The sequence below is a fragment of the Candidatus Eisenbacteria bacterium genome, from assembly GCA_005893275.1.
Lineage (GTDB): Bacteria > Eisenbacteria > RBG-16-71-46 > SZUA-252 > SZUA-252 > WS-7.
In genome coordinates this window covers 12,738-34,803 of the sequence record VBOW01000042.1, presented here as the reverse complement: position 1 = coordinate 34,803, position 22,066 = coordinate 12,738, and the positions used below count along the sequence as shown (strand labels likewise).

The window sequence follows — 22,066 nt, the reverse complement described above, 5'->3', positions numbered from 1 at the left end:
GCGAATGGATCTGAGTAACTACTTCGAGGAGACGTGGAAGGCGCGGCGCACGCTCCTGGGTGCCGCCGAGAAGGTTACCCCCGAGGAGTGGAAGCGGGAGTTCGAATTCTCCTGGCGGTCCATGCAAAAGATTTTCGCCCACATCATCGAGGTCGAAAGATCGTGGATGCTCGAGGACATCTTGGGCAAGAAGTACGCCTCGGTTGGCGACGCCGAGATCCAGCGACTCTACGCCACGCCCTCCTTGACCCGCGCCCGGGGTAACGAGGTGGCTGGCGAGACGCGCGCGGTGCTCGCGGAATACATGCCGGGGAAGCTGGACGAGACCCGCGAGGTCAAAGGCGCCGACGGGAGCAGCATCCGTCTGACCGTCGAGGAGATCTTGACCCACGTTTTCACGCACGAGCTGCGCCATCAGGGCCAATTACAGGTGGTCCTGAGGCTCCTCGGGAAGAAGCCGCCCAACGCGGACTGGTTCTAGACCGCCCCTCGACGTCCCGCCCCCTTGAAACCCGGGCGCGTCCGGGCGACAATGAAGGACCGGTCGAGGAGGCCGGGCATCCACACATGCAATCCCTGCTCCCTCTCTTAACAACCCTGCTGCCAGTGCTTTACGCGCTCTCGGTCGCGGCCTACGCGCGCGCCTACGCGCACGAGGGCGGCGCGGGAGGCCGCTTGGGTCCGTTCGCGCTCCGCGCGGCAGTTCTCGTGCATATTCTCTACCTCTCGGTCCGAGGCGTGCTCGAGGGGCACTTGCCGCTCGCGTCGGTCTATGACTTCCTCTCCGCCACGGGGCTTTCGATGGCGGTCGTCTATCTCTACGTCGAGGCGCGGGAGGGAATCAGGACGACCGGCGTCTTCGTCCTGCCCTTCGTCTTTCTGATCCAGATCGTCTCCTCGGCGTACGGGACCCAGACCACCCCGGACCCGGTCCCGCTCCGGCCGTTTTGGTTCGAGCTTCACACGCTGACCGCGGTCCTGGGATACAGCGCCTTCGCGGTTTCCGCGATTTACGGCGTCCTCTTCTTGATCCTCTATCGGGACATCAAGGCGAACCGCTTCTCCTTTTTCTTCCGCCGTATGCCGCCGCTCGAAGCGCTCGGGCAGATGAACATCCGCGCGGCGGGAGGGGGGCTTGTGCTTCTCACGCTGGCGATCGCACTGGGCGTGGGCTGGCTCCAGCGCTCGGGGACCGGATCCCTCTTCGATCCGAAGATCTGGCTCACGCTTTTCGTGTGGTGCATTTTCGCGTTCTCGGTCCTGGCCTATCACCGCTTCGGCTGGCGAGGACCACGCGCGATCTACATGTCGCTCATCGGATTCACCACGCTGCTCCTGTCGCGGGTCGCGGTGGATCTCTTCTTCCACTCCTTCCACTCCTTCCGCTAGGGGAGCGCCTTTGGCAAAGGCAACCGAAGCTTCGCTCGATTTCCTGTGCGTCGGTCTCAACCACGAGACCTCGCCGCTCGAGATCCGCGACGCGCTCGTCATGAACGAGGAGGAAGTCGGGCGCGCGATCCATGTATTGCGCGATCGCGCGGGCGCGGAAGAGGCGATGATCCTTTCCACGTGCAACCGCACGGAGGTCTACGCGCGGGGCGCCGCGGTGGCGGATCTTCCCCTCTTCGTGAACGACCTCCTGCGCGAGATCAAGGGCATGGATCTGGGCGCGAGGGGGCACAGGCTCTACGCCTACCGCGAGCCCGACTCGGTGCGGCATCTCTTCCGGGTCGCGTGCGGGCTCAATTCCCAGGTTCTTGGGGAGCCCCAGATCGTGGGTCAGGTCAAAGACGCGCTCACCCTGGCCGCGCGTTCCGGCGGCTCGGGGCCGGTCACCGAGCGGCTCCTCGACGCCGCGCTTCGCTGCGCGAAACGCGCCCGGACCGAAACGGGGATCGGGCGTGGTCCCATCTCGTCCGTGTACGCCGCCGTGAATCTGGCCGCGAAGGTGCTCGGGCACCTCGGCACAAAGCGGGCGCTCGTCATCGGATCGGGTGAGATGGCCGGGCTCGCGATGTGCCACCTGGTGGACGCGGGCGTGGGACAGTTCACCATCGCGGCGCGCAACCGCGGGCGCGCCGAATCGATGGCGGCTCACGCGGCCGCGCGCGTCGTGAGCCTCGAAGCGATCCCGGTGGTTCTCCCGGGGGCGGATATCGTCGTCTGCGCGACCGCGGCCCCGGGCTTCATCGTCATGGAGGCCGCGGTTCGGGCCGCCATGAAGATTCGAAAAAACCGCCCCCTCCTCCTGCTGGATCTGGCCGTGCCACGCGATGTCGACCCGCTGGCGGCCAGGCTCCCCAACGTCTTCCTGCACGACCTGGACGCCTTGGCCGCGATCGTCGCCCAGAGCTTGGAACAGCGCCGCGCCGAGGTCCCCAAGGTGGAGACGATCATCGACGACGAAGTACGCCGGTTCATGCGCTGGTACGGCTCGCTCGAGCTGAAGCCGACGGTCACCGCGTTCCGGGGCCACTTCGAGCGGATCGCGCAGGAGGAGCTGGAGCGCCATCGCGGGCGCTTCCGCCCCGAGGATCACCCCGCGCTCGAGTCGCTGACCCGCGCGATCGTGCAGAAGCTGCTCCACCGCCCCACCACTCGGCTGAACCGAGCCGGCGAGGACGGCGGCCAGGGGCTCCGGCGGATCGACGCCGTGCGCGAGCTTTTCGGAATCGGCCGCGAGGAGGAACCGAATGAGGATCGGGACCCGCGGTAGCGCGCTCGCGCTCGCGCAGAGCGAGCAGGTGCGCGCGTCCCTCCCGGGCGACCCCAGGGAACACCGGCTCGTCATCATCAAGACGTTGGGCGATCTCCAGCCGAATGCCGCCCTGGCTCGGATCGGTGGCAAGGGTGTTTTCACCAAGGAAATCGAGGAGGCGTTGCTCCGGAACGAGATCGATATCGCGGTGCACTCCCTCAAGGATCTTCCCACCGGCGAGCGGCCCGGTTTGAAACTGGGGGCCATGCTCGCCCGGGACGATCCGAGAGACGCGCTCGTGAGCCGTGAGGATCTTCCCCTGGAGCGGCTGCGCTCGGGAGCGTCCATAGGAACCTCGTCCCTGAGGCGGCGCTCGCAGATCCTCGCCCATCGACCCGACCTCCGCGTTCAGGACCTGCGGGGCAACGTGCCGACGCGCCTGGCGCGGCTCGAGGGGGGCCACCTGGACGGGATCATCGTCGCGGCCGCAGGGCTTCACCGCTTGAAGCTCGTCGACCGAGCCACCCAGATGCTCGAGGATTCGGTGATGCTCCCCGCGCCGGGGCAAGGCATCCTCGCGATCCAAATCCGCGCGGGGGACGGGACGACCGCGGCGGCCATCGAGCGGCTGAACGACGACGACGCGGCGGCCGAGGCCACGGCCGAGCGCGCGTTGCTGGAGGGGCTCGGCGGCGGCTGCCTGATCCCGGTGGGGGCTCGGGCGCGCGCCAAGAACGGCACCCTTGAATTGACGGCCTATGTCGGGCATCCGGACGGCAGGCCGTCGGTGCGGATGAGCGCCTCGGGACCGCTCGGTGCCCCCGCGGATCTGGGGCGTGCGCTCGCGATCGCCATGCTGGGGCAGGGAGCGCGTCCGATTCTCGATGAGGTGCGCAGCATGGAGAGGTTTCCGTGAGCCCGATGTTCTTCCTCAGCCGCATGGACCCGACGGACGACCGGCTTGCCTTGGAGGCATCCGCCATGGGATTCGAAGTGGTCCGGGTAGCGCTCCTCGCGACCGAACCGGGAGCGGATTCCAGGTCGCTCGCCGATTTGATCGCGGCGATGCCCGATGCGACCGCGCTCGCTTGGACCAGCCGGCGCGCGGCGGACTCGCTCGCGCGCGCGGCGTTCCCGCGCCATCGCGAGAAGCTCGCGCGCGTCCCCATGTACGCGGTCGGAGAAGAGAGCGCTGCACCGATCCAGCAGCTGGGCGGCCTGAGGCCCCTCACCCCAAGTGAGAGTGCGGGTGCCTCGGGGCTGGCGCGGTTCATCGCGCGGCGGGCCGCAGGGGACGGTGTGAAACGCGTCGTCTTTCTTCACGGCGACCGCTCCCTTCCCGATCTTTCGGACGGCCTCCGGGGCGGGGGCATCGACGTGGAGCTCCTCGAGGTGTACCGCACGCGATTCCTCGATGCCGACGTCGACGGGCTCGAGGCGGCGCTCAAGGAGGCCGGGGCGGTCGCGGCGGCCTTCTTCAGCCCCTCGGGGGTGGATGCGCTCGAGCGGCTCCTCTCGGCCGGGGCGCGGAAAAGGCTGCGCGAGAGCGCCACGGCAATCGCGCGGGGGGCGACGACGGCGCAGGCGCTCGAGGAGCGCGGCTACCGACGGGTACTCCATCCTGAGGGCGTGGTCCCCTTCGACCGCTATGCGCTCGAGGCGCTCCAGAGCCTCTCCGGAGGACCGAGGTGAGCTTCCCCGCGACGCGCATGCGCCGTCTTCGCGGCACCGAGGCGCTCCGCCAGCTCGTGCGCGAGACCTCGCTCACCCCGCGAAACCTCGTGGCGCCGCTCTTCGTCTGTCATGGAGAGCGGGTGAAGCGGCCGATCGCCTCCATGCCGGGACATGCCCAGATCTCCATAGACCACGCGGTGGACAAGGCGAAAAAGCTCGCCTCTCTCGGCGTGGGCGGCCTCATCCTCTTCGGGATACCCGCGGCGAAGGATGCCGAAGGACGCGAGGCCTACGATCCCGACGGGATCGTCCCGCGCGCATTCCGCGCGATCAAGTCGGAGGCGCCCGAGATCTTGCTCTGGGCCGACGTCTGCCTGTGCGAGTACACCGATCACGGCCACTGCGGCGTCGTGAGGGACGGTCAAGTCGACAACGACCGCACGCTTCCCCTCCTGGCGCGCGCTGCGGTCACCTACGCCGCGGCGGGCGCGGACATCGTGGCGCCCAGCGACATGATGGACGGCCGGGTCGGCGCGATCCGAAAGGCGCTCGACGGCGCCGGTCATGCGGATACGCCCATCGTCGCCTACTCCGCGAAGTACGCCAGCGGATTCTACGGACCCTTCCGGGAAGCGGCGGAATCAGCGCCGCGGTTCGGAGATCGTCGCGGCTACCAGATGGATCCGGCGAATTCGGACGAGGCGCTCCGAGAGGTCGCCCTCGACCTCGAGGAGGGCGCGGACGCGGTGATGGTGAAGCCCGCGCTTCCCTACCTCGACGTGATCCGCCGCGTGAAGGACCGCTTCCAGGTTCCGGTCGTGGCGTACAACGTTTCGGGCGAATTCGCGATGGTCAAGGCGGCCGCCCAGCTGGGCTGGCTCGACGGCGAGCGCGTCGCGCTCGAGTCGCTCACCGCGATCCGCCGAGCGGGCGCCGACATCATCATCACGTACTTTGCGGAAGAGATCGCGCCGGTTCTGGGTGGGAGCAAGAGATGAACGGAGCCCCGCGATGAAGGAGACCCGCGCCCTGCCGGCGACGAGGAAGAGCGACACGCTCCACGAGCGCGCGCTGGGATTGTTTCCCGGCGGGGTGAACTCCCCCGTTCGCGCGTTTCTCGCCGTCGGAGGCAGGCCGCGGATCATCGCTTCGGCCCAGGGCGCCTATCTCAAAGACGCGGACGGGAACGAGCTTCTGGACTACGTCCTCGGCTGGGGACCCCTCCTCCTGGGACACGCGCACCCGGCCGTGGTCCCGGTCGTCGAGCGGCAGGTTCGGAACGGCGTGCTCTACGGCCTATCGACCCAGCTCGAAATCGAGCTTGCCGAGCGGGTGCGGCGTTTCTATCCGGCCGCCGAGCGCCTGCGCTTCGTCTCGACCGGAACCGAAGCGACGATGGCGGCGATTCGCGTGGCGCGCGCGGCGACCCGGCGGGAGGGGTTCATCAAATTCGATGGCGCCTATCATGGACACGCGGACGCGTTTCTCATACGGGGCGGCTCGGGACTCACGACGTTCGGCGTGCCCGACTCGGCCGGTGTCCCCGCGTCGGTGGCCGCGGAAACGCGGGTCGCCATTTTCAACGACCTGGACTCGGTGGAAAGGGCGTTCGCGCGCGAGCCGGAGCGGATCGCGGCGGTCCTCGTGGAGCCGGTCGTGGGAAACATGGGCGTGATCCCGCCGAAACCCGGCTTTCTCGGGGGGCTCAGGGGCCTCTGTGACCACCACGGCGCCCTGCTCGTGTTCGACGAGGTCATGTCGGGCTTCCGCGTCGCCCGAGGCGGCGCGGCCGAGCGCTACGGGGTCACCCCCGATCTCGTCGCGCTGGGGAAAGTGATCGGCGGGGGGCTTCCCGTCGCCGCCTTCGGCGGGCGCGCCGATCTCATGAAGCTCGTCGCCCCGGAGGGCCCCGTCTACCAGGCGGGAACCTATTCCGGGAACCCGCTCGCGATGTCCGCGGGGAACGCGACGCTCGCCCACCTGGAGAGCGATCCGGCGATCTTCCGCCGTGTCGAAGCGCGCACAACGCTTCTCGCCGCGGGGCTCCAGGAGATCCTGACCCGTCGGAAGGTCCGCGGCGTCGTCAACGCGATCGGATCGATGTGGACCATCTTTTTCGGCGTGGACCCGGTCTCCTCCGTGGAAGATGCGCGCCGCGCTTCCAAGGAGGAGTACGCACAATTTTTCCGATCGATGCTCGAGCGCGGGATTTTTCTTCCGCCGTCGGCCTGGGAGAGCGCGTTTCTCTCGGACGCGCACCGGGAGACGGAGCTCGATCGCACGCTCGAGGCGGCCGATGAGGCCATCGAGGGACTCTCATGCCCCAAGGACCATCCTTAGCCCCGGCGTACTCGTTTCTGCGCGCCTGCAGGAACGAGCCCGTCTCGGAGACGCCGATCTGGATCATGCGGCAGGCCGGCCGCTACCTGCCCGAGTACCGCGCGATCCGTGAGAAGCACGCCTTCCTCGAGATCTGCCGCACGCCAGAATTGTGCGCGGAGGTGACCGCGCAGCCGATCGAACGCTTCGCCTTCGACGCCGCGATTCTCTTCTCGGACATCCTGATCCCTCTCATGGCCATGGGCGTTCCGATCGAGTTCGACCCCGGGCCGAAGATGGGCACCCGCATCAGCCAGCGTCGCGACATCGCGACGCTCGAGTGGCGCGGCCCTTCCTCGATGCCGCACCTCCGTCCCGTCATCAAGGCGGTGAAGGAGCGCCTCCAGGGGCGGGTCCCGCTGATCGGTTTCGCCGGCGCGCCCTTCACGCTCGCGTCCTACCTCATCGACGCGAACGGGTCGAAGGACCTCGTGCTCACGCGCAGCTTCGTCTCCCGGGATCCGGCGGGATTCGCCGAGCTGCTGGACCTGCTCGCCGACGCGACCATCGACTACTTGAAGGAACAGATCGCCGCGGGTGTGGACGCGGTGATGCTTTTCGACACCCAGGCCGGTTGGCTTCCGCCCGCGGAATTCACCCGCTCGGCCGCGGCGCCCGCGGACCGCGTCCTCCGCGCGATGCCGAAAAACGCCCCGACGATCTATTTCGCGCTGGCTTCCTCGAACGGGCAGCTCGACGCGATGCGCGCCATTCACGCCGACGTGATCGGCCTGGATTACCGCGTTTCCTTGAGCCAGGCGCGAGCGATCTTGGGAGGCTCCCGGAGCGTCCAGGGAAATCTCGACCCCGCCGTCCTCGTGGGCTCTCCCGAGCAGGTCGTGACGCGCGCCGAGGCGGTCCTGCGAGAGAACGGCGGACGCCCCGGCTTCATCTTCAACCTCGGGCACGGCATCTACCCCGAAACCCCCGTCGAGAACGTCGCCCTCCTCGTGAGCACGGTGAGGCGTCATCGGGATGCGGCGCGGAGAGTCCTGTGAACCCGTCGATCGCCTCCGTCACCGCGGACCTCCTCGCCAAGTACGACCGCGCCGGCCCTCGCTACACCTCGTATCCCACGGCGGTCGAGTTCCACGAGGGCTTCACGCCGGAGCGATACTTCGAGAAGCTCGACCAGGCGGCCTCCAACCCGGAGCAGCCGCTCTCGGTCTACGTCCACCTTCCTTTTTGCCGTGAGCGGTGCAGCTTCTGCGGCTGTAACGTGATCATCACGCAGAGGCCGGGGGTCGCCGCCGGCTACATTGCGGACTTGGAGCGCGAAGTGGCGCTGGTCTCAACGCGGCTCGGGAGGCGCACCCGCCTCGTCCAGTACCACTGGGGCGGCGGCACGCCCACCTATCTCTCGCTCGAGGAGATGGAGCGCGTTTGGAAATCCTTCGCGGACCGATTCACGTTCGAGCCGGGCGCCGAGATCGCGGTCGAGGTCGATCCACGCGTGACGACCCACCGGCAGGCGGAGCTCCTCAAGCGCCTGGGCTTCAACCGGATCTCCATGGGAGTCCAGGACTTCGATTCGGACGTCCAGGCGGCGGTGAATCGGTATCAGACGTTCAACCAGACGAAGGACCTTCACGAACACCTGCGCGGTCTCGGGATCGAATCGATCAACTTCGACTTCATCTACGGGCTGCCGCAGCAGACCCCGGCATCATTCCGCAAGACGATCCAGCTCGCGTTGGAGCTGCGGCCGGACCGTGTGGCGGTTTATTCCTACGCCTTCGTGCCCTGGATCAAGGCCCATCAGAAGGCGATCCACCTGGAGGATCTTCCCCAGCGCGAGGTGAAGCTCGAGCTCTTCGGCATCGCGCACGAGCTTTTCACCGGCGCTGGATACCAGCAGATCGGGATGGATCACTTCGCGCTCGAAACCGATTCCCTGGCCCGGGCGGCTCGCGAGCGCACCCTCTATCGGAATTTCATGGGATACACGACCCATCCCGCCAAGGACTTTGTGGGGTTCGGCGTCTCGGCCATCGGCGACCTGGGCGGCGCCTTCGCGCAGAACACCAAGAAGCTCAATCGTTACAAGGAGGCCCTAGACCGGGGCCGGCCGCCGATCGAGCGGGGGTTCGAGCGGAGCAAAGACGACGAGATCCGTCGCGACGTGATCCAGAGCCTCATGTGCAACTTCTACCTGGATGTCCGGGCAGTCGAGCGCGCGCACGGGATCGACTTCGCGTCCTACTTCAGAGAATCGCTCCTCGAGCTGGACGAGGGGCCGGGCTCGAACGGGTTCGTGACCCGCACGCCGGACGCGATCGAGGTCGCCGGCCCGGGCCGGCTTTTCGTGCGGAACATCTGTATGGCTTTCGACGCCTATCTGAAACGCCACGAGGGCGAGAAGCCGATTTTCTCGCGCACGGTCTGAAGACGGGGATTCTTCTGCTCAACCTGGGCGGCCCCGACACGCTCGACGCGGTGCGCCCGTTCCTCACGCGGCTCTTCACCGATCGTGAGATCATCTGCCTTCCGGGAGGCGCGATCGGCCAGGCCTTCATCGGCCGCGTGATCGCGCGGAAGCGCACACAAGAGGTGCGGGAGAACTACGCCAGGATCGGAGGGGGTTCTCCGATCGTCCGGTGGACCACGCTCCAGGGACGCGGCATCGTCGAGAGGCTTCGCGAGCGAGGGCACGACGTCGCCTTTGCCATGGCGATGCGATACTGGAATCCCTCGACCGAGGAAGCTCTGGTGGAGCTGGAGCGCGCCGGAGTGGGGCGGCTCGTGGCGCTAACGCTCTATCCGCACTACTCGATGGCGACGACCGGTTCGAGCGTTGGAGAGCTTCTGCGGGTGATGAAGCGGCGGGGTACGAAGCAGCCGCTCGACCGCATCGACACGTGGTACGACCACCCGGGCTACCTGAACGCCTGGGCGCTCCGGGTCCAAGAGGCGCTCGCGCGATTCGCGCCGGCCGCCCGCCCCACGCTCCTTGTGAGCGCGCACGGATTGCCGAAGCATTTCATCGAGGCAGGCGATCTCTACTGCGAGCACGTCCGGATCACGATGGAAGGCGTCCTCGCTCGCTTGCCGGAGCTTCCGCACGTGCTCGGATACCAGAGCCGCGTGGGCCCGGTGGAATGGATCGGCCCGAGCACCGATGAGGTGATTCGCGCGCTGGCGCGCACCGGCGTGAAGGACGTTCTCGTGCTGCCGATCAGCTTCGTCTCGGACCACATCGAAACCCTGTACGAGATCGACATGCTCTATGCCGATCAGGCCCGAGCGCTCGGCATTTCAAACTTCCGGCGGGTGGAATCGCTGAACGACTTCCCCCCGTTCCTCGACGCGCTCGCCGATCTGGTCGAGCCCAAGCTAGGCTGATGCGGGTCGCGATCCTCGGAGCCGGGATCGCCGGGCTTACGGTGGCGCATGCCCTGAGGCGCGAGACTTCGCGCGGCGGCGCTCCCCTCGAGCTCGAGGTCTTCGAAGCGGGGCCGCGCGCCGGCGGACGCATCCAGAGCACCGAGGCGGGCGGGTTCTTGATCGAGTGGGCGGCCGACGCCTTTCAAACCGGCCCGGGTCCGGCCCGCTCGCTCATCACGGAGCTGGGCCTGGATGGGGAACGCCTCGAGGCGTCGGCGGACGCGGCGCGGCGTTACATCTTCTCGAGGGGGCGCCTCCACCTCGTTCCAAGCGCGCCTGCCTCCGTGGTCGGATTCTCCGCGCTCACGCCGGGAGGGCGCCTGCGCGTTCTCGCCGAGCCGCTCCTGGCCGAGCGCGTGCCCCGCGAGGAATCGGTTCACGCGTTCGCCTCACGTCACATCGGCGAGGAGGCCGCGCGCGTCATGCTCGGCGCCTTCGTCCGCGGGGTCTACGCGGGGGATTCGAAGAAGCTCTCGGTGGATGCAGCGTTTCCACGGATGCGCGAGATGGAGCGGAAGCACCGCTCGCTCGCTGTCGCGATGGCGAAGGGGCGACGCCGGGGCGGGCGAGAGCGGAGAACGCTCTGGACCCTCGCGCGCGGCATGGGCTCTCTCATGGAGAGGCTCGCGGAATCGCTCGGTCCCTCGCTCAGGCTCGGGATGCCGGCGCTCCAGCTGAGCCGCGTGCCCGAGTATGCCGCTCCGACCCCGTTCACCGTTCGATTCGCGAGCGGTGAGTCGCGGAGCTTCGACGCGGTCGTAGTCGCGACCCCGGCTCCCGACGCCGCGGCCCTCCTACGCGATCTTGACATCGAAGCCGCGAAGGCTGTGCGCGAGATCCCGTGCACCGGGGTCACGGTGGTCGCGCTCGCGTTTCGCGACGAGGCGTTCCGGTCGAAGCCCGACGGCTACGGATTCCTGGTCGCGCCCGGCGAGGACCTTTCGATCTTGGGCGCGGTCTTCGAATCCAACCTCTTTCCCGGACGCGCGCCGAAGGGATTCTTCCTGGTGCGGGCGATTCTGGGAGGCGTCGAGCGCCCCGACCTGGTCACGCTTCCGGACGCGCAGCTCATCGGGCTCGCCTGTCAGGCCCTGGACCGCGCGATCGGGCTCAAGGGAGGACCCGACAAGACGTGGGTCAAGCGTCAGGAGAACGCCATACCGCAGTACACGCTCGGGCACCGCGAGCGGGTCGCGGCGGCGATGAAGCGCCTGGGGTCGTTCCCCGGGCTCTACCTCGCCGGAAGCGCGTATCGCGGCGTGTCGGTGGGATCGATCGTGGAGGACGCGGACCGCGTGGCGGGGTGGCTGCTCCACGCGGCACGGTGAAGGGCGCGCCCCGCGCAGCCTAGCCCTTCCCCCGGCGCCACGCCAAGGCGTCCGCCGCGCGTACCCTCACCGCCCCTCATACTGGCACCGCGCTTCGCAGGTCTCGTGGATCGTGACCGCGGTGAGCGAAGGGAGCGCGGGTTTGAGCTTCTCCCAGATCCACCTCGCGAGATTCTCGGAGGTCGCGTTCGAGAGCCCGGGCACCTCGTTCAAGTAGTAGTGATCGAGCTGCGCCCGGACCGGCTCCACGCGGTCGCGAATCAGCCCGTAGTCGATAAGCCAGCCGGTCTCAGGGTCCACCTCTCCCTCGACCGTGACCTCGACCCGGAAGGAGTGCCCGTGGAGCCTCCGGCACTTGTGACCCTCCGGTGCCTTGGGGAGAAGGTGCGCGGCCTCGAAGGTGAAATCCTTCGTCAGGCGGACACGCATCAGCGCAGCCCCACGATCTTGTGGGTCTGCGGAATGAGGCGCGCCTCCGGATAGCGATCCCAGGGCCACCATTCGAAGACCCGGCGTCCGTCGCCGCGATCGTGCTCCGGCTGCAGCACGATCGCCCCGCGATACTCGAGCTCGTCCAGGATGCGCACGGCATCCGCCACGTCCTCCCGGGTCTGGATCACGAATTTGAATTGCCGCCGCGAGTCGGGAAGCGCCTGGTATCGCCTGAGCGTGGGCACCTGCGCCTCCACGACATCCCCCTCGAACGTCTCGGCGCTTGTTCCTTTGGGGGCCACCGTCCAGAAGTCGATCCAGTCGAAGAGCTCCTCGACCACGCGCGCGCCGCTCGTCTCGATCGAGACCCAATAGCCCGAATTCTTGAGCTCGCGAACGAGCCACAGGAGCCCCGGGGTCGGCGCGATGACGGGTTCCCCGCCGGTGAGGCAAACCCGCCGCGTAAAAGGATATGCGAGCACCCGATCCCTAACCTCTTCTGGGCTCAGGTGGACGTACTCGCCCACGCCCGTGTGGGCGAGCGCCTCGGGCTGATCGCACCAAACGCAGCGGAGCACACAGCCGTAGAACCGCACGAAAACGGTGCGTTCCCCCACGTGCAAACCCTCTCCCTGGACCGAGAGGAAGATCTCGTTAATTCTAAAGCTAGGCAAGCCTTGCACGCGCCGATGATACAGGTTTTCGGCGTCGTTGACTCGAAGGACGCCACTCCGTAGAATTGCGCCCCTTCGGCCCGAACACACGGCGCAAGGCGCCATTGTAGGAGCAAGGAGGCCATGGCAAAGACCACGTACGCGAACCTGCCCATCAATCACGCCGAAACACCAATCCGTCTCTTCAAGTCCGATTTCCTGGAGTTCTTCACGCACATCCACCCCGCGGTGGTCTTGCTGCTCTTCGCGCCGGTCGTTCTCTTCTTCTTGATCCGGGCGATCCTAGAGGGCGGGTCGAAGGCGGCGTTGTTTCTGGTATTCGCGGCGTACGCGGCCGGGATTCTTGTCTGGTCCTTGAGCGAGTATTTCCTTCATCGGTTCGTGTTCCATTACGAGCCGAGCCAACCGTGGCTCCAGCGCGTCTGGTATCTGATCCATGGCGTGCACCACGAGCAGCCACAGTGCAAGACCAGGCTGGTGATGCCGCCCATCCTGAGCATCCCGCTCTCGTTTCTCTTCTATGGTCTGTTCCGCCTGACCGTGGGGACGATCCTCGGTCTGCCCCGCTTGAGCGGGCCCGCGTTCTCGGGCTTTCTCACGGGCTATCTTGCGTACGACATGTTGCATTATGCGGAGCATCACCTCTCCATGCGGTGGGGGTTTCTCAAGTACCTCAAGCGTTATCACCTGAGGCACCACTACAAGAACCCGAACCACGGCTTCGGCGTCAGCTCGCCGGTTTGGGATGTGGTCTTCCGCACGAAGCCGAAGGAATCCTGAGCGCCCGAGGCAGCCGGGTCCGCACGGGTCCGTCGAATCGCGGGCCCTTTTTCATTCCAGCAGATCGCGATCCGAAGTCCTATACTGTCGCCGTGGAAGCTCTGGCTGCGGTAGGCAACCGAGTCCGCCGCATCCTGGAAACCGTCCAGGATGTGACCCTGTTCTGCGTCTCGGTGATCCGCTCCGCCTTTTTCCCTCCCTATTACAAACACGAGATCCTGGAACAGGTCCACTTCGCGATGATCGGATCCATGTTCATCGTGATGTTCTCGGCGCTTGTGGCCGGGCAGGCGCTCGCGATCCAGCTCGCGCGGGAGCTGGCGAAGACCGGCGCGAAATCGGAGCTGGGCCATTTCATGGTCATCTCGTCCGTGCGCGCCCTCGGTCCGGTGCTCACCGGAATCGTGGTGGCTTCGCGGATGTCCGCGGGAATCACGGCGGAGCTGGGAGCGATGAAATCGAGCGATCAGATCGACGCGCTGGTCGCGTTCGGGACCGATCCGCTGAAGCGGCTCGTCGCTCCACGCATGATCGGGCTTTGGATCGCGCTCCCCGTGCTCACGGTCGTGGGAGACGCGCTGAGCGTGATCGGCGGGGGCTTCGTCGGCCTGGGCTACCACGTGACGTTCCAGTCCTACTACAACGGCGTGGCGAAGTATCTCACGCCGACCAACCTCCTGGTGGGGATGATCAAGCCGGTTTTCTTCGCGGTCCTCATCACCACGGTCGCCTGCTGGAAGGGTCTCACCTCGGCGGGGGGCGCCAAGGGGGTCGGCGTGGCCACGACCCAATCGGTCGTGATTTCCTCGGTGGGAATCTTGGTCACCGACTTCATCTCCACGAAGCTGATCTTCCGGGTACTGGGCTGGTGAGCCCGATGATCGAGTTCCGGGACGTCAGCTTCTCGATCGACGACCGCCCCATCCTGACCCGTGTCTCTTTCAACGTGGAACGGGGCCAGACCAGGGTCATCCTGGGGCCTTCGGGCTCCGGGAAGAGCACCATCTTGCGCCTTCTGATCGGACTTTGGCGGCCGGACTCGGGGAGCATCGTCGTGGACGGCGAGGATATTACGCAGGTCACCCCGGAGCGGATGCGCGAAGTCCGAAAGCGGATGGGGATGGTCTTCCAACAGGGGGCGCTCTTTGATTCGATGACGGTCGGGGAGAACATCGGGTATACCCTGCTCGAGGACGGGCACGACGAGGTGGAGATCGAGGAGGCGGTGCGAACCTACCTGCTGCAGGTGGGACTGGACCCGGCCCTGGCGGACCGGATGCCGGACGAGCTTTCAGGCGGGATGCAACGCCGTGTCGCGATCGCCCGCGCCCTCGCCGCCCGCAATCCCGACGTCCTGCTCTACGATGAGCCGACCACCGGGCTCGACCCCCAGAGCGCCGAGCGCATCACCGACCTGATCGTCCAGCTGAGGGATACCATGGGCAAGACCTCGATCATGGTCACCCACGACATTGCCGATGCATTCAAGGTGGGAAATCGCGTCACCGTCCTCGATCGCGGGATGGTCGTCTTCGAAGGAACCCCGGCGGAGCTGACGGAGGCGAGCAACGCGTTCATCGGGGAGTTTCTCGCGCCGTTTCGAAAGGCCGTCGCCGCGGCATCCCGGCGGATGGACACGCGCGGCCTCGGCGTAGGCGGCCCGGGGCCGCAGCATCAGCCAGGGGGAAATCCTTGAAGCGAACCGGCCGCGTTCCATTCATGAGGCTTCAGATCGGCTTCTGGGTGCTCGTCGCGTTCGGGCTTCTCTTGTGGGCCACCTTCCAGTCCGGGAGCCTCAAGTTCTTCGGGCGTGAAGAGAAAATCGATCTCACGTTCTCGAGTGTCGGCGGCCTCGAGGAAGGAGCGTCCGTCCGGCTGAACGGGGTCCCGGTGGGGCACGTCCGGGACATCTCCCTCGAGAGAGGCGGAAACAACGTGGTCGTGGAGCTGGGCGTGAAACCTGGAACCCGCGAGCGGCTCCACATCGGCGCGACCGCCCGCATCACGTCCGTGGGGTTCCTGGCGGAGCTCTACGTGGAGCTGAACGGAGGCGATCCGAACCAACCCATCATCCGGGACGATCGGGAGATCGCGGTCACCGCGGCGACGGATCCCCAGGTCGCGTTCAAGAAGGTCCAGTCGATCACGGACAGCCTCGAAGTGTTGCTTGGAAACCTGAACGTCGCGGGCCGGGCGCTGGGAAGCGGACGCGGGACCCTCGGACGGCTCGCGAGCGATGAGCGGCTCTATCAGCAGCTCGTCGAGCTGAGCCGGAACGCGAACATGCTCGCGACGAAGATCGACGTGAACCAATCGCGGGTCTCGGACCAGCTCGTCTCGCTGGCGGCCTCCCTCGACAGCCTCGCGCAGAAAATGCAGCACGGTCCCGGGACGATCGCACAGCTCATGAACGACGCCACGCTCCATCAGAAGCTCGCGTCGAGCACCGCGCGGGCCGATTCGATTCTAGGTGCGATCGCTTCGGGGCATGGAACGTTCGGGAGGCTCTACTCCGACTCGACGCTCTACGACGACACCAAGGCCCTGATGGCCTCGATGAAGCGGCTCATGGCGGAGATCGAGAAGAATCCGAAGAAGTATTTCAAATTCAGCATCTTCTAGCCTGCGCCCGGCCGGGCGCGGGCGTACCGCCTCGAAGTCACCGCACCCACACGAGCTTTCGCTCGAGGACGTGCCCGCCCGCCTGGGCGCGGATCCAGTACACGCCGCTGGAGGCTTCCCGACCTTGGGCGTCCTTCCCGTCCCACACGAGCGTTGTCGGCCCCGCGACGGCATCTCCCTCGAGCAACATGCGGACCTTCTTCCCCGCAAGATCGTAGACCGTGACGCGCGCGCGCGCCGGCGCCGGTAGCGTGAGCGTCAGGCTCGCGCTCCTCGTGGCTGGGTTCGGCCGCGGCGCGCTCATCGCCAACCGCGGCGCCGTCGGACCCGGCGGTTTGGACGCGCCGGAGGGCGCGAGCGCCGCGTCGTAGAACTCGAAGTCATCGACCGCCGCTTCCACGATTCCTTCCGGAGCCTCGTCCTGCGCGGTGAATCGGACGCGCACCGTGGAGGTGGGCGTGATGTAGTCGCCCACGCGGAAGGTGTCGTGGCGCCAGGCGGGCTCGCTCGTGAGAATCGATCGGACTTTCACCCACGTGACGCCGTCGGCGGAGATGTCGATGAGGAACGAATCGGGCTCCCCCGGCGAGTTCATGAAAAACCATCGGGCGAAGTGGACGCGCGCGTCGGTCATTCCGGTCATATCGAGCGGCGGCGTTGTCAGCGTGGTCTTCCCGCCATCGACGTCGTTCGTCGCCGGCGGATTTCCGGGCGCGCTGTTCCCGGTGACGAAGCAGAACCCGCCCGAACCGGGCGTGTGGTCGTCCTCGGGCTGGACGGGCCCCGCCCCCAGGGTACCCTCCGGCGGCTCCTCGTGCTGCGGCGCCGGATGTAACGGCCCCGCCTCGTACAAGGAGGCCGCGAGACGTCCGGCCGGGGCCGCGGTCGGCTGCGAGGTGCCCACCGGGTCGGCGCGCTCCCAGAGCCCCGTGACCGCGTTGTCCCCGGCGGCGCCCAGCGACCATCCCTTGTCGGTGTCGCAGGAGTCGTACCAGGCGGCTCTCAGCAGCGTGAAATCCGCGGTGCGGTTCACCCCCGGCTGCACGGCCGTGATCCGGGTAACGGGAACGTATCCCGTGCGGTCACAGGTCATGGAATAGGTGCCCCCGGGCACGCCGGCCATGGTGTAGGCGCCACCCGACGTCGAGCCCGTCTCGAGCGGTGTGTCCTCCATCTCCAGATCCGCGCCCTCGAGCCCCGCCGAGTCCGAGTTGCGCCGGATCACGCCGGTTACCGTCGCGAGCGGCTCCGGTTGCAGCGCGACCAGGACCGAATCGTGCGCCCCTTTCGTCATGCTCACGGGGACGATCGCGCTCTTCCACCCGAACCGCTTCACCCGGAGCGTGTGGCTTCCCGGGCTGAGTGCGAGCCTCACGGCGCCCGAGCCCTGGGTTCGCGTGGAGTCCATCTCGCCCAACGCGGTGACGTCGGCCTCCGGGATAGGAGTCATGGATGGATCGACAACCCTCACTTTCAGAATTCCATAGTTGGGATTCGTGCGGAACACATAGAGACCCGACCCGATGTCGCTCGCGACGAACGTGCCCGACGGGAATCGGGGCGCGATCTCCCAGACGCCGTGAAAGCCTCCGGAGTAGCCCGCGTACGTGTCGTAGTACCCGAACTCCGCAGGCAGCGCCGGATCGGAGAGATCGAACAGACGAATCCCCTCCGTGTAATAGGCGACGAATCCGGTATCGGCTTTCACGTGGATGTTGTGGACGATCGCGAGCGGATTCACGGCGATCTCCATGATCTGCGGATGCGCGAGGAGATCGTGGATGTCGAAGACTTTCATCGTCCCGTAGTTCAACTCATCGCAGACGTAGAGATACTTCCCATCCTTCGAAGTTTCGGCGCTGTGGGTGAAGGCCTTGGGATACGTCCAGGATGCGATCTCGGTGATCGAGGCCGGGTTCGCAATGTTCAGCACGCGCATGATCCCGCCATAGATGCAGCTCACGAACAGCGTGTCTCCCCGCGGGAAGCAGTCGTGGACGTAGTCGGCGGTGTAGCCGCCGAGATCCACCGGGTTGACAGGGTCCGCGAGCGAGAGGATGCGCATACCGGTCTGGGTCGAGTTGAGTCGGGTGCCGTTACAGAACAGGAGCGCCCGGGTCGAGTCCACCTCGAGCGTGTGCTCGTGGTTGATGCCGGTGGCGTAGACCCCCCTCAATACCGGGCTCTCGGGATTCGCCATGTCGATGATCTGGATCCCGCCCCCTTGCGCCTCGGTGGAGACGTAGACGTAGGTGCGGTATTGCTTCATTTCGCGCCACTGCGAGGCGAGCCCCGGGATGAACGCCACCTCGTAGGAGGCGGCGGGATTTGTCACGTTCACGATCGCCGTGCCGTCGGTCGTCCCGAGGATGGCGTATTCCCGTCCGTCTGGGTGGACGTAGCTCCAGCAGGCCGAATACCCGGGGTGCTGGTTCAGGTGCGCGAGCAAGGTGACGTTCTTCGAGCCCTGGGCGCGGACGGCGAGGGGGATGAGGCTCAGGGCTGCTCCGAGGAGCAACGCCCCGAGGAGGCGATTCGCGTGAAGGGTGCGGAAGGCGCGGGACCGAGCCAAGTTCAAGTCTCCACCGGAGGGCGCCGGCGTTGCCGCTCCGAGGGATGATCCTACACCCAGCCCGCTTCCCGATACCAGGCCGCGGTGGCGCGCACTCCCTCCTCGAGCGGCGTCGCGGGCGTCCAGCCTAGCTCAACGCGGATCCTTCGCGAGCTGACGACCCAGTCCCCCGCCGCGATCTCGCGGAACTTCTCCCGGGAGAAAAACGGCGCGCGGCGCGTGAGGAAGCCCGCGACTTCGCCCAGGAGCGCTCCCGCTTGGAGCAAGGGCATGGGAATCGGCACCGACACCGCCCAGGTGCCCATGGCGCGCGCGATTGCGCTGCCCATCTCTTGATACGTGGTGACATCGGGGCCGCCGACGAAATAGATCTTGCCCATGGCCCGCTCCTCGGTCAGCGCCGCCCAGACGGCGCGTGCGTGATCCTCGGCATAGACAACGCTGAACGGACGGGCCCCGCCGACGGACGGGCGAATGTGGTGTTTCACCGCGCGGAAGTACTTGAGCAGCGACGTCTCGCGGGGGCCGTACACGGTCGGCGGGCGGAGGGCCACGACCGGGAGCCGATCCGCGGCGCCCATGACCAGCGTTTCGCCGGCCAGCTTCGTGCTGCCGTACGTGGAGACCGGCCGAGGAGGGTGCTCCTCGGTGACGGGCGCGCCGTCACGGCTCGGCCCGGCTGCCGCCTGGCTCGAGATGTAGACGAAGCGCTTCGGCGCAGGGACAGCGGCGAGCGCGGCGGCGAGGATGCTTTCGGTGCCGCGCACGTTGACCCGGTGGAACTCCGCCGCGCTCGGGGCGTGGGTGAGACCGGCCGCGTGCACGATCCAATCGACGCCGCTCACCGCCGCGTCGAGGCCCTCCCGGCGACATACGTCACCGTCGGCGAACTCCACCTGCTTTCCCTCGAGCCATCGCCGAGAGGACGTCGCGCGCAGGAGGCAGCGCACGCGCGCGCCACGGCATATGAGCTCGTCCACGATGTGGCTTCCGACGAAGCCCGACGCGCCCGTCACGAGCGCCAGCGGAGCGCTCACAGCGCCCGCTCGTAGATCCGGAATGTCTTGTAGCGCTCGCCGTTCACCGCTTCGATCAGCCGATTCACGAGGTCGTTGTCCTCGAGGGTCCAGCCCACCTCGCACCAGATGTAGCCGGCGGCTCTCGATGCGACCGCGGCCTGATGGACCAGCGCAGCATCGATACCGCGGCGGCGATAGCCCGTTTTCACGCCCAACGCCATCAGCCGCGAGGTGCGGATCCGCGGGAGCTTCCACAAAAGGCGCGCGACCCCGAACGGGAAGAGGCTCCCCCGCAAGGGCTTCAGCGCGACGTTCACGTCCGGTACCGCAAGGGAGAAGCCGACCGCTTCGCCGTCGATCTCGGCGAAGAGGGCGAGCTCGGGAACGATGGCGGGTTTCAATTGCGCGGCCATGTGGTCGATCTCCCGGTCCGTCATCGGAACGAACCCCCAGTTCTTGTCCCAGGCGGAGTTGTAGATCTCCTTCACGCGCTGGAGCTCTTCCCCGAACCGCTTCATGTTGATGGGGCGAACGTGGACCCGGAACCGCTCACGGACTTTGTGCGCGATCCGCGCGACTTGGGCGATGTCCAGATCCGGTATCTCGGGAATCGGGACCTTGAACGCGAAGAGGTCCTTGGCCTTCTTGAACCCGGCAGCCTCCACCCAGGCCGGGTAGGTGGGCGGGTTGTACGGCATGAGGATCGTCGGGGGGTGCTCGAAGCCGCGGATCAGTAGTCCGCAATCGTCGTTCGTCGTGAAATTGAAGGGGCCGCGCAGGACGCGCGCGCCACGATCGCGCCCCCAGCGCTCGGCCGCCTGAAGGAGCGCAGCGACCGCGTCCGCAGACTCCGCTTCGAGAAATCCGAACGCCGCCTGCCGCTCCCCGTGGAACGCGTCGTAGTTTCGGTCGACGCTCGCCGCGATTCGTCCAACGTCGCGGCCGCGGTCGCGCGCCATGAAATAGGCGGCCTCGGCGTGCTCGAAGAAGGGATTCTTCGCGGGCGTGAACCGCGTCCTTTCGTCGGACGTGAGCGGCGCCACCCAGCGCGGGTCGACGCGGTAGATCGAGTGGGGAAAACGGATGAAGCGGGCGAGGTCTTTGGGGCTTACGACGGGGACGACATCCACGGCATCCCCGGGGGCGTCGTCGTGTTCGCAGCGGGGGCCATGGCGAGGCCCATCTCCGCGTCGACTTCCTTGACGATGCGCAGGATGGTGTCGAGCTGTTCATCCTCATGGGTGGCCATATACGAGGTGCGAAGGAGATCGCGACCGGGCTGCACGGCGGGCACCACGATCGCGTTCACGAAGACTCCGCGATCCAGAATCCGCCGCCAGACCTGCATGGTCTTGACGCGGTCGCCGATGAATATCGGCACGATCGGCGTGCCGTTTCCCATTCCTACGTCGAGCCCGAGCGAGCTGAATCCATTCCGCATCCTGTCCGAGATCTGCTTGAGGCGCGTGCGAAGCTCTGGCTCATGCTCGATGATCTCGAGCGAGGCGAGCGCGGCGGCGGCGCTCGCGGGCGTGACACTCGCGCTGAAGATGAGCGCGCGCGCGTGATGACGGAGATAATCCATGACGGCGCGCGGGCCGGCGATGAAGCCGCCGAGGGACGCAAAGGATTTGCTGAACGTCCCCATCACGAGATCGACTTGCTCTTCGACGCCCTGTGCCTCGCATGCTCCGGCGCCGCGGGCTCCCAGAACCCCGAACCCGTGGGCGTCGTCCACGAGGAGCCTGGCATGGTACTTCCGAGCGATCCGCACGATCTCGGCGAGCGGCGCGATATCCCCTTCCATGCTGTACAGCCCGTCCACGACGATCAGCTTCCCGGCTCTCGCCGGGATCGACTCAAGGACCCGCTCCAAGTCGCGGACATCGTTGTGCCGGAAGCGCTTCACTTCGGCCGGGCTCAATCGCGCGCCGTCGACGATGCAGGCATGCGCGTCCTTGTCGAGCACCACCACGTCCCCCTTCTCCATCAAGGCCGAGATGCTGCCCAAATTCGTGAGATAGCCGGTCGAATAGACGAGCGCCGCTTCCTTGCGGGTGAATTTGGCGAGGCATTCCTCGAGCTGAACGTGCATCTCGAGCGTTCCGTTCAGGAATCGGGAGCCGTTGTTCGATGTGCCGAAGCTGCGGAGCGCTGCGTCGGCCGCTGCGATGACCTTGGGATGCTTCGTCAGCCCTAAGTAATTATTCGAGCCCGCCATGATGATGCGGCGGCCATCGACCGTGACCTCGGTCCCGTGGTTTTCCGCGATCGGGAGAAAATAGGGGTAGATGCCAGCGGCCTTCGCCAAGCGGTGCTCTTTGAAGCGATTACACTTGTCGAATAGATCCACGCGTACCCTGGGTTTTGGTGTCTGGAATCGCTCGTGACTCGGAGCCGGGATCGAGGTGCGAGAGCTTCTGGGGCACCATACCCGAATCTCAAAAGCGCGTCAATCCAACTTGCTTGCCGGCCGGCGGAGCCCTAGTATCCCTCCAGCTGAC

At 66.7% G+C, this 22,066-nt stretch carries 21 protein-coding genes; 15 read left to right on the top strand and 6 right to left on the bottom strand.

The features are described 5' to 3' along the window. The first annotated feature begins 4 nt into the window (after positions 1–4). The 11 genes from E6K76_08995 (at position 5) to hemG (ending at position 11,463) form a co-directional block, all read left to right on the top strand. Complete coding sequence (locus tag E6K76_08995; GenBank protein ID TMQ58034.1) at positions 5–481, top strand: DUF664 domain-containing protein; 477 nt, start codon at positions 5–7, stop codon at positions 479–481. 86 nt (positions 482–567) lie between these two features. Next, complete coding sequence (locus tag E6K76_08990) at positions 568–1,389, top strand: hypothetical protein (protein TMQ58033.1); 822 nt, start codon at positions 568–570, stop codon at positions 1,387–1,389. Beyond that, a complete protein-coding gene (locus E6K76_08985; protein TMQ58032.1) occupies positions 1,136–2,716 on the top strand; it encodes a glutamyl-tRNA reductase in 1,581 nt (526 codons plus the stop codon). The genes E6K76_08990 and E6K76_08985 overlap by 254 nt, the downstream gene beginning before the upstream one ends. Then, positions 2,694–3,614 (top strand): hydroxymethylbilane synthase, encoded by a 921-nt coding sequence (gene hemC, locus E6K76_08980; protein ID TMQ58031.1) that lies wholly within the window; start codon positions 2,694–2,696, stop codon positions 3,612–3,614. The genes E6K76_08985 and hemC overlap by 23 nt, the downstream gene beginning before the upstream one ends. Next, on the top strand, positions 3,611–4,390 hold the full coding sequence (locus E6K76_08975) for a uroporphyrinogen-III synthase (GenBank protein TMQ58030.1): 780 nt from the start codon (positions 3,611–3,613) through the stop codon (positions 4,388–4,390). Before hemC ends, E6K76_08975 begins: the two co-directional genes overlap by 4 nt. A gap of 17 nt (positions 4,391–4,407) precedes the next feature. Further along, positions 4,408–5,370: a porphobilinogen synthase gene (hemB, locus tag E6K76_08970; GenBank protein TMQ58068.1), complete on the top strand. Its 963-nt coding sequence runs from the start codon at positions 4,408–4,410 to the stop codon at positions 5,368–5,370. Positions 5,371–5,383: 13 nt separating this feature from the next. Then, a complete protein-coding gene (gene hemL, locus E6K76_08965) occupies positions 5,384–6,712 on the top strand; it encodes a glutamate-1-semialdehyde-2,1-aminomutase (GenBank protein TMQ58029.1) in 1,329 nt (442 codons plus the stop codon). After that, positions 6,691–7,749: a uroporphyrinogen decarboxylase gene (locus E6K76_08960; GenBank protein ID TMQ58028.1), complete on the top strand. Its 1,059-nt coding sequence runs from the start codon at positions 6,691–6,693 to the stop codon at positions 7,747–7,749. The genes hemL and E6K76_08960 overlap by 22 nt, the downstream gene beginning before the upstream one ends. Positions 7,750–7,757: 8 nt before the next feature. Next, the gene (hemN, locus tag E6K76_08955) at positions 7,758–9,137 is read left to right on the top strand and encodes an oxygen-independent coproporphyrinogen III oxidase (GenBank protein ID TMQ58067.1); all 1,380 of its coding nucleotides are present in this window, start codon (positions 7,758–7,760) and stop codon (positions 9,135–9,137) included. After that, a complete protein-coding gene (hemH, locus tag E6K76_08950; GenBank protein ID TMQ58066.1) occupies positions 9,134–10,093 on the top strand; it encodes a ferrochelatase in 960 nt (319 codons plus the stop codon). Before hemN ends, hemH begins: the two co-directional genes overlap by 4 nt. Continuing rightward, complete coding sequence (gene hemG / locus E6K76_08945; GenBank protein TMQ58027.1) at positions 10,093–11,463, top strand: protoporphyrinogen oxidase; 1,371 nt, start codon at positions 10,093–10,095, stop codon at positions 11,461–11,463. Before hemH ends, hemG begins: the two co-directional genes overlap by 1 nt. Positions 11,464–11,529: 66 nt before the next feature. Here hemG and queD read toward each other — a convergent pair whose 3' ends face one another. Together queD and E6K76_08935 are read right to left on the bottom strand one after the other, a co-directional pair. Beyond that, complete coding sequence (gene queD, locus E6K76_08940; protein ID TMQ58026.1) at positions 11,530–11,892, bottom strand: 6-carboxytetrahydropterin synthase QueD; 363 nt, start codon at positions 11,890–11,892, stop codon at positions 11,530–11,532. Next, entirely contained in the window at positions 11,892–12,674 is a 783-nt protein-coding gene (locus E6K76_08935; GenBank protein ID TMQ58025.1) for a 7-carboxy-7-deazaguanine synthase QueE, read from the bottom strand. Before E6K76_08935 ends, queD begins: the two co-directional genes overlap by 1 nt. 18 nt (positions 12,675–12,692) lie before the next feature. On the opposite strand from E6K76_08935, the gene E6K76_08930 reads away from it, so the two are divergent. The 4 genes from E6K76_08930 (at position 12,693) to E6K76_08915 (ending at position 15,971) form a co-directional block, all read left to right on the top strand. Next, a complete protein-coding gene (locus E6K76_08930) occupies positions 12,693–13,349 on the top strand; it encodes a fatty acid hydroxylase (protein ID TMQ58024.1) in 657 nt (218 codons plus the stop codon). 92 nt (positions 13,350–13,441) lie between these two features. Beyond that, positions 13,442–14,221 (top strand): ABC transporter permease, encoded by a 780-nt coding sequence (locus E6K76_08925; protein TMQ58023.1) that lies wholly within the window; start codon positions 13,442–13,444, stop codon positions 14,219–14,221. Further along, positions 14,218–15,045, top strand: coding sequence for an ATP-binding cassette domain-containing protein (locus E6K76_08920; protein ID TMQ58022.1), 828 nt, complete (start codon positions 14,218–14,220; stop codon positions 15,043–15,045). Before E6K76_08925 ends, E6K76_08920 begins: the two co-directional genes overlap by 4 nt. Further along, positions 15,042–15,971: an MCE family protein gene (locus tag E6K76_08915; GenBank protein ID TMQ58021.1), complete on the top strand. Its 930-nt coding sequence runs from the start codon at positions 15,042–15,044 to the stop codon at positions 15,969–15,971. Before E6K76_08920 ends, E6K76_08915 begins: the two co-directional genes overlap by 4 nt. A gap of 37 nt (positions 15,972–16,008) precedes the next feature. On the opposite strand, the gene E6K76_08910 is transcribed toward E6K76_08915, so the two are convergent. The 4 genes from E6K76_08910 to E6K76_08895 form a co-directional block, all read right to left on the bottom strand. Next, positions 16,009–18,543 (bottom strand): choice-of-anchor B family protein, encoded by a 2,535-nt coding sequence (locus E6K76_08910; GenBank protein ID TMQ58020.1) that lies wholly within the window; start codon positions 18,541–18,543, stop codon positions 16,009–16,011. A gap of 50 nt (positions 18,544–18,593) precedes the next feature. Continuing rightward, a complete protein-coding gene (locus E6K76_08905; GenBank protein ID TMQ58019.1) occupies positions 18,594–19,817 on the bottom strand; it encodes an NAD-dependent epimerase/dehydratase family protein in 1,224 nt (407 codons plus the stop codon). Next, entirely contained in the window at positions 19,577–20,605 is a 1,029-nt protein-coding gene (locus E6K76_08900) for an N-acetyltransferase (GenBank protein ID TMQ58065.1), read from the bottom strand. Before E6K76_08900 ends, E6K76_08905 begins: the two co-directional genes overlap by 241 nt. Before the next feature lie 65 nt (positions 20,606–20,670). Next, positions 20,671–21,915, bottom strand: coding sequence for a pyridoxal phosphate-dependent aminotransferase family protein (locus E6K76_08895; GenBank protein TMQ58018.1), 1,245 nt, complete (start codon positions 21,913–21,915; stop codon positions 20,671–20,673). Between the last annotated feature and the right edge of the window lie 151 nt (positions 21,916–22,066).

Bases quoted from the DNA above. Each gene is read 5' to 3' on its own strand.
- E6K76_08930 (TMQ58024.1), top strand. From the start codon at position 12,693: ATGGCAAAGACCACGTACGCGAACCTGCCCATCAATCACGCCGAAACA.
- queD (TMQ58026.1), bottom strand. From the start codon at position 11,892: ATGCGTGTCCGCCTGACGAAGGATTTCACCTTCGAGGCCGCGCACCTT.
- hemB (TMQ58068.1), top strand. From the start codon at position 4,408: ATGCGCCGTCTTCGCGGCACCGAGGCGCTCCGCCAGCTCGTGCGCGAG.
- E6K76_08995 (TMQ58034.1), top strand. From the start codon at position 5: ATGGATCTGAGTAACTACTTCGAGGAGACGTGGAAGGCGCGGCGCACG.
- E6K76_08960 (TMQ58028.1), top strand. From the start codon at position 6,691: ATGCCCCAAGGACCATCCTTAGCCCCGGCGTACTCGTTTCTGCGCGCC.
- E6K76_08990 (TMQ58033.1), top strand. From the start codon at position 568: ATGCAATCCCTGCTCCCTCTCTTAACAACCCTGCTGCCAGTGCTTTAC.
- hemL (TMQ58029.1), top strand. From the start codon at position 5,384: ATGAAGGAGACCCGCGCCCTGCCGGCGACGAGGAAGAGCGACACGCTC.
- hemG (TMQ58027.1), top strand. From the start codon at position 10,093: ATGCGGGTCGCGATCCTCGGAGCCGGGATCGCCGGGCTTACGGTGGCG.
- hemC (TMQ58031.1), top strand. From the start codon at position 2,694: ATGAGGATCGGGACCCGCGGTAGCGCGCTCGCGCTCGCGCAGAGCGAG.
- E6K76_08935 (TMQ58025.1), bottom strand. From the start codon at position 12,674: ATGGCGCCTTGCGCCGTGTGTTCGGGCCGAAGGGGCGCAATTCTACGG.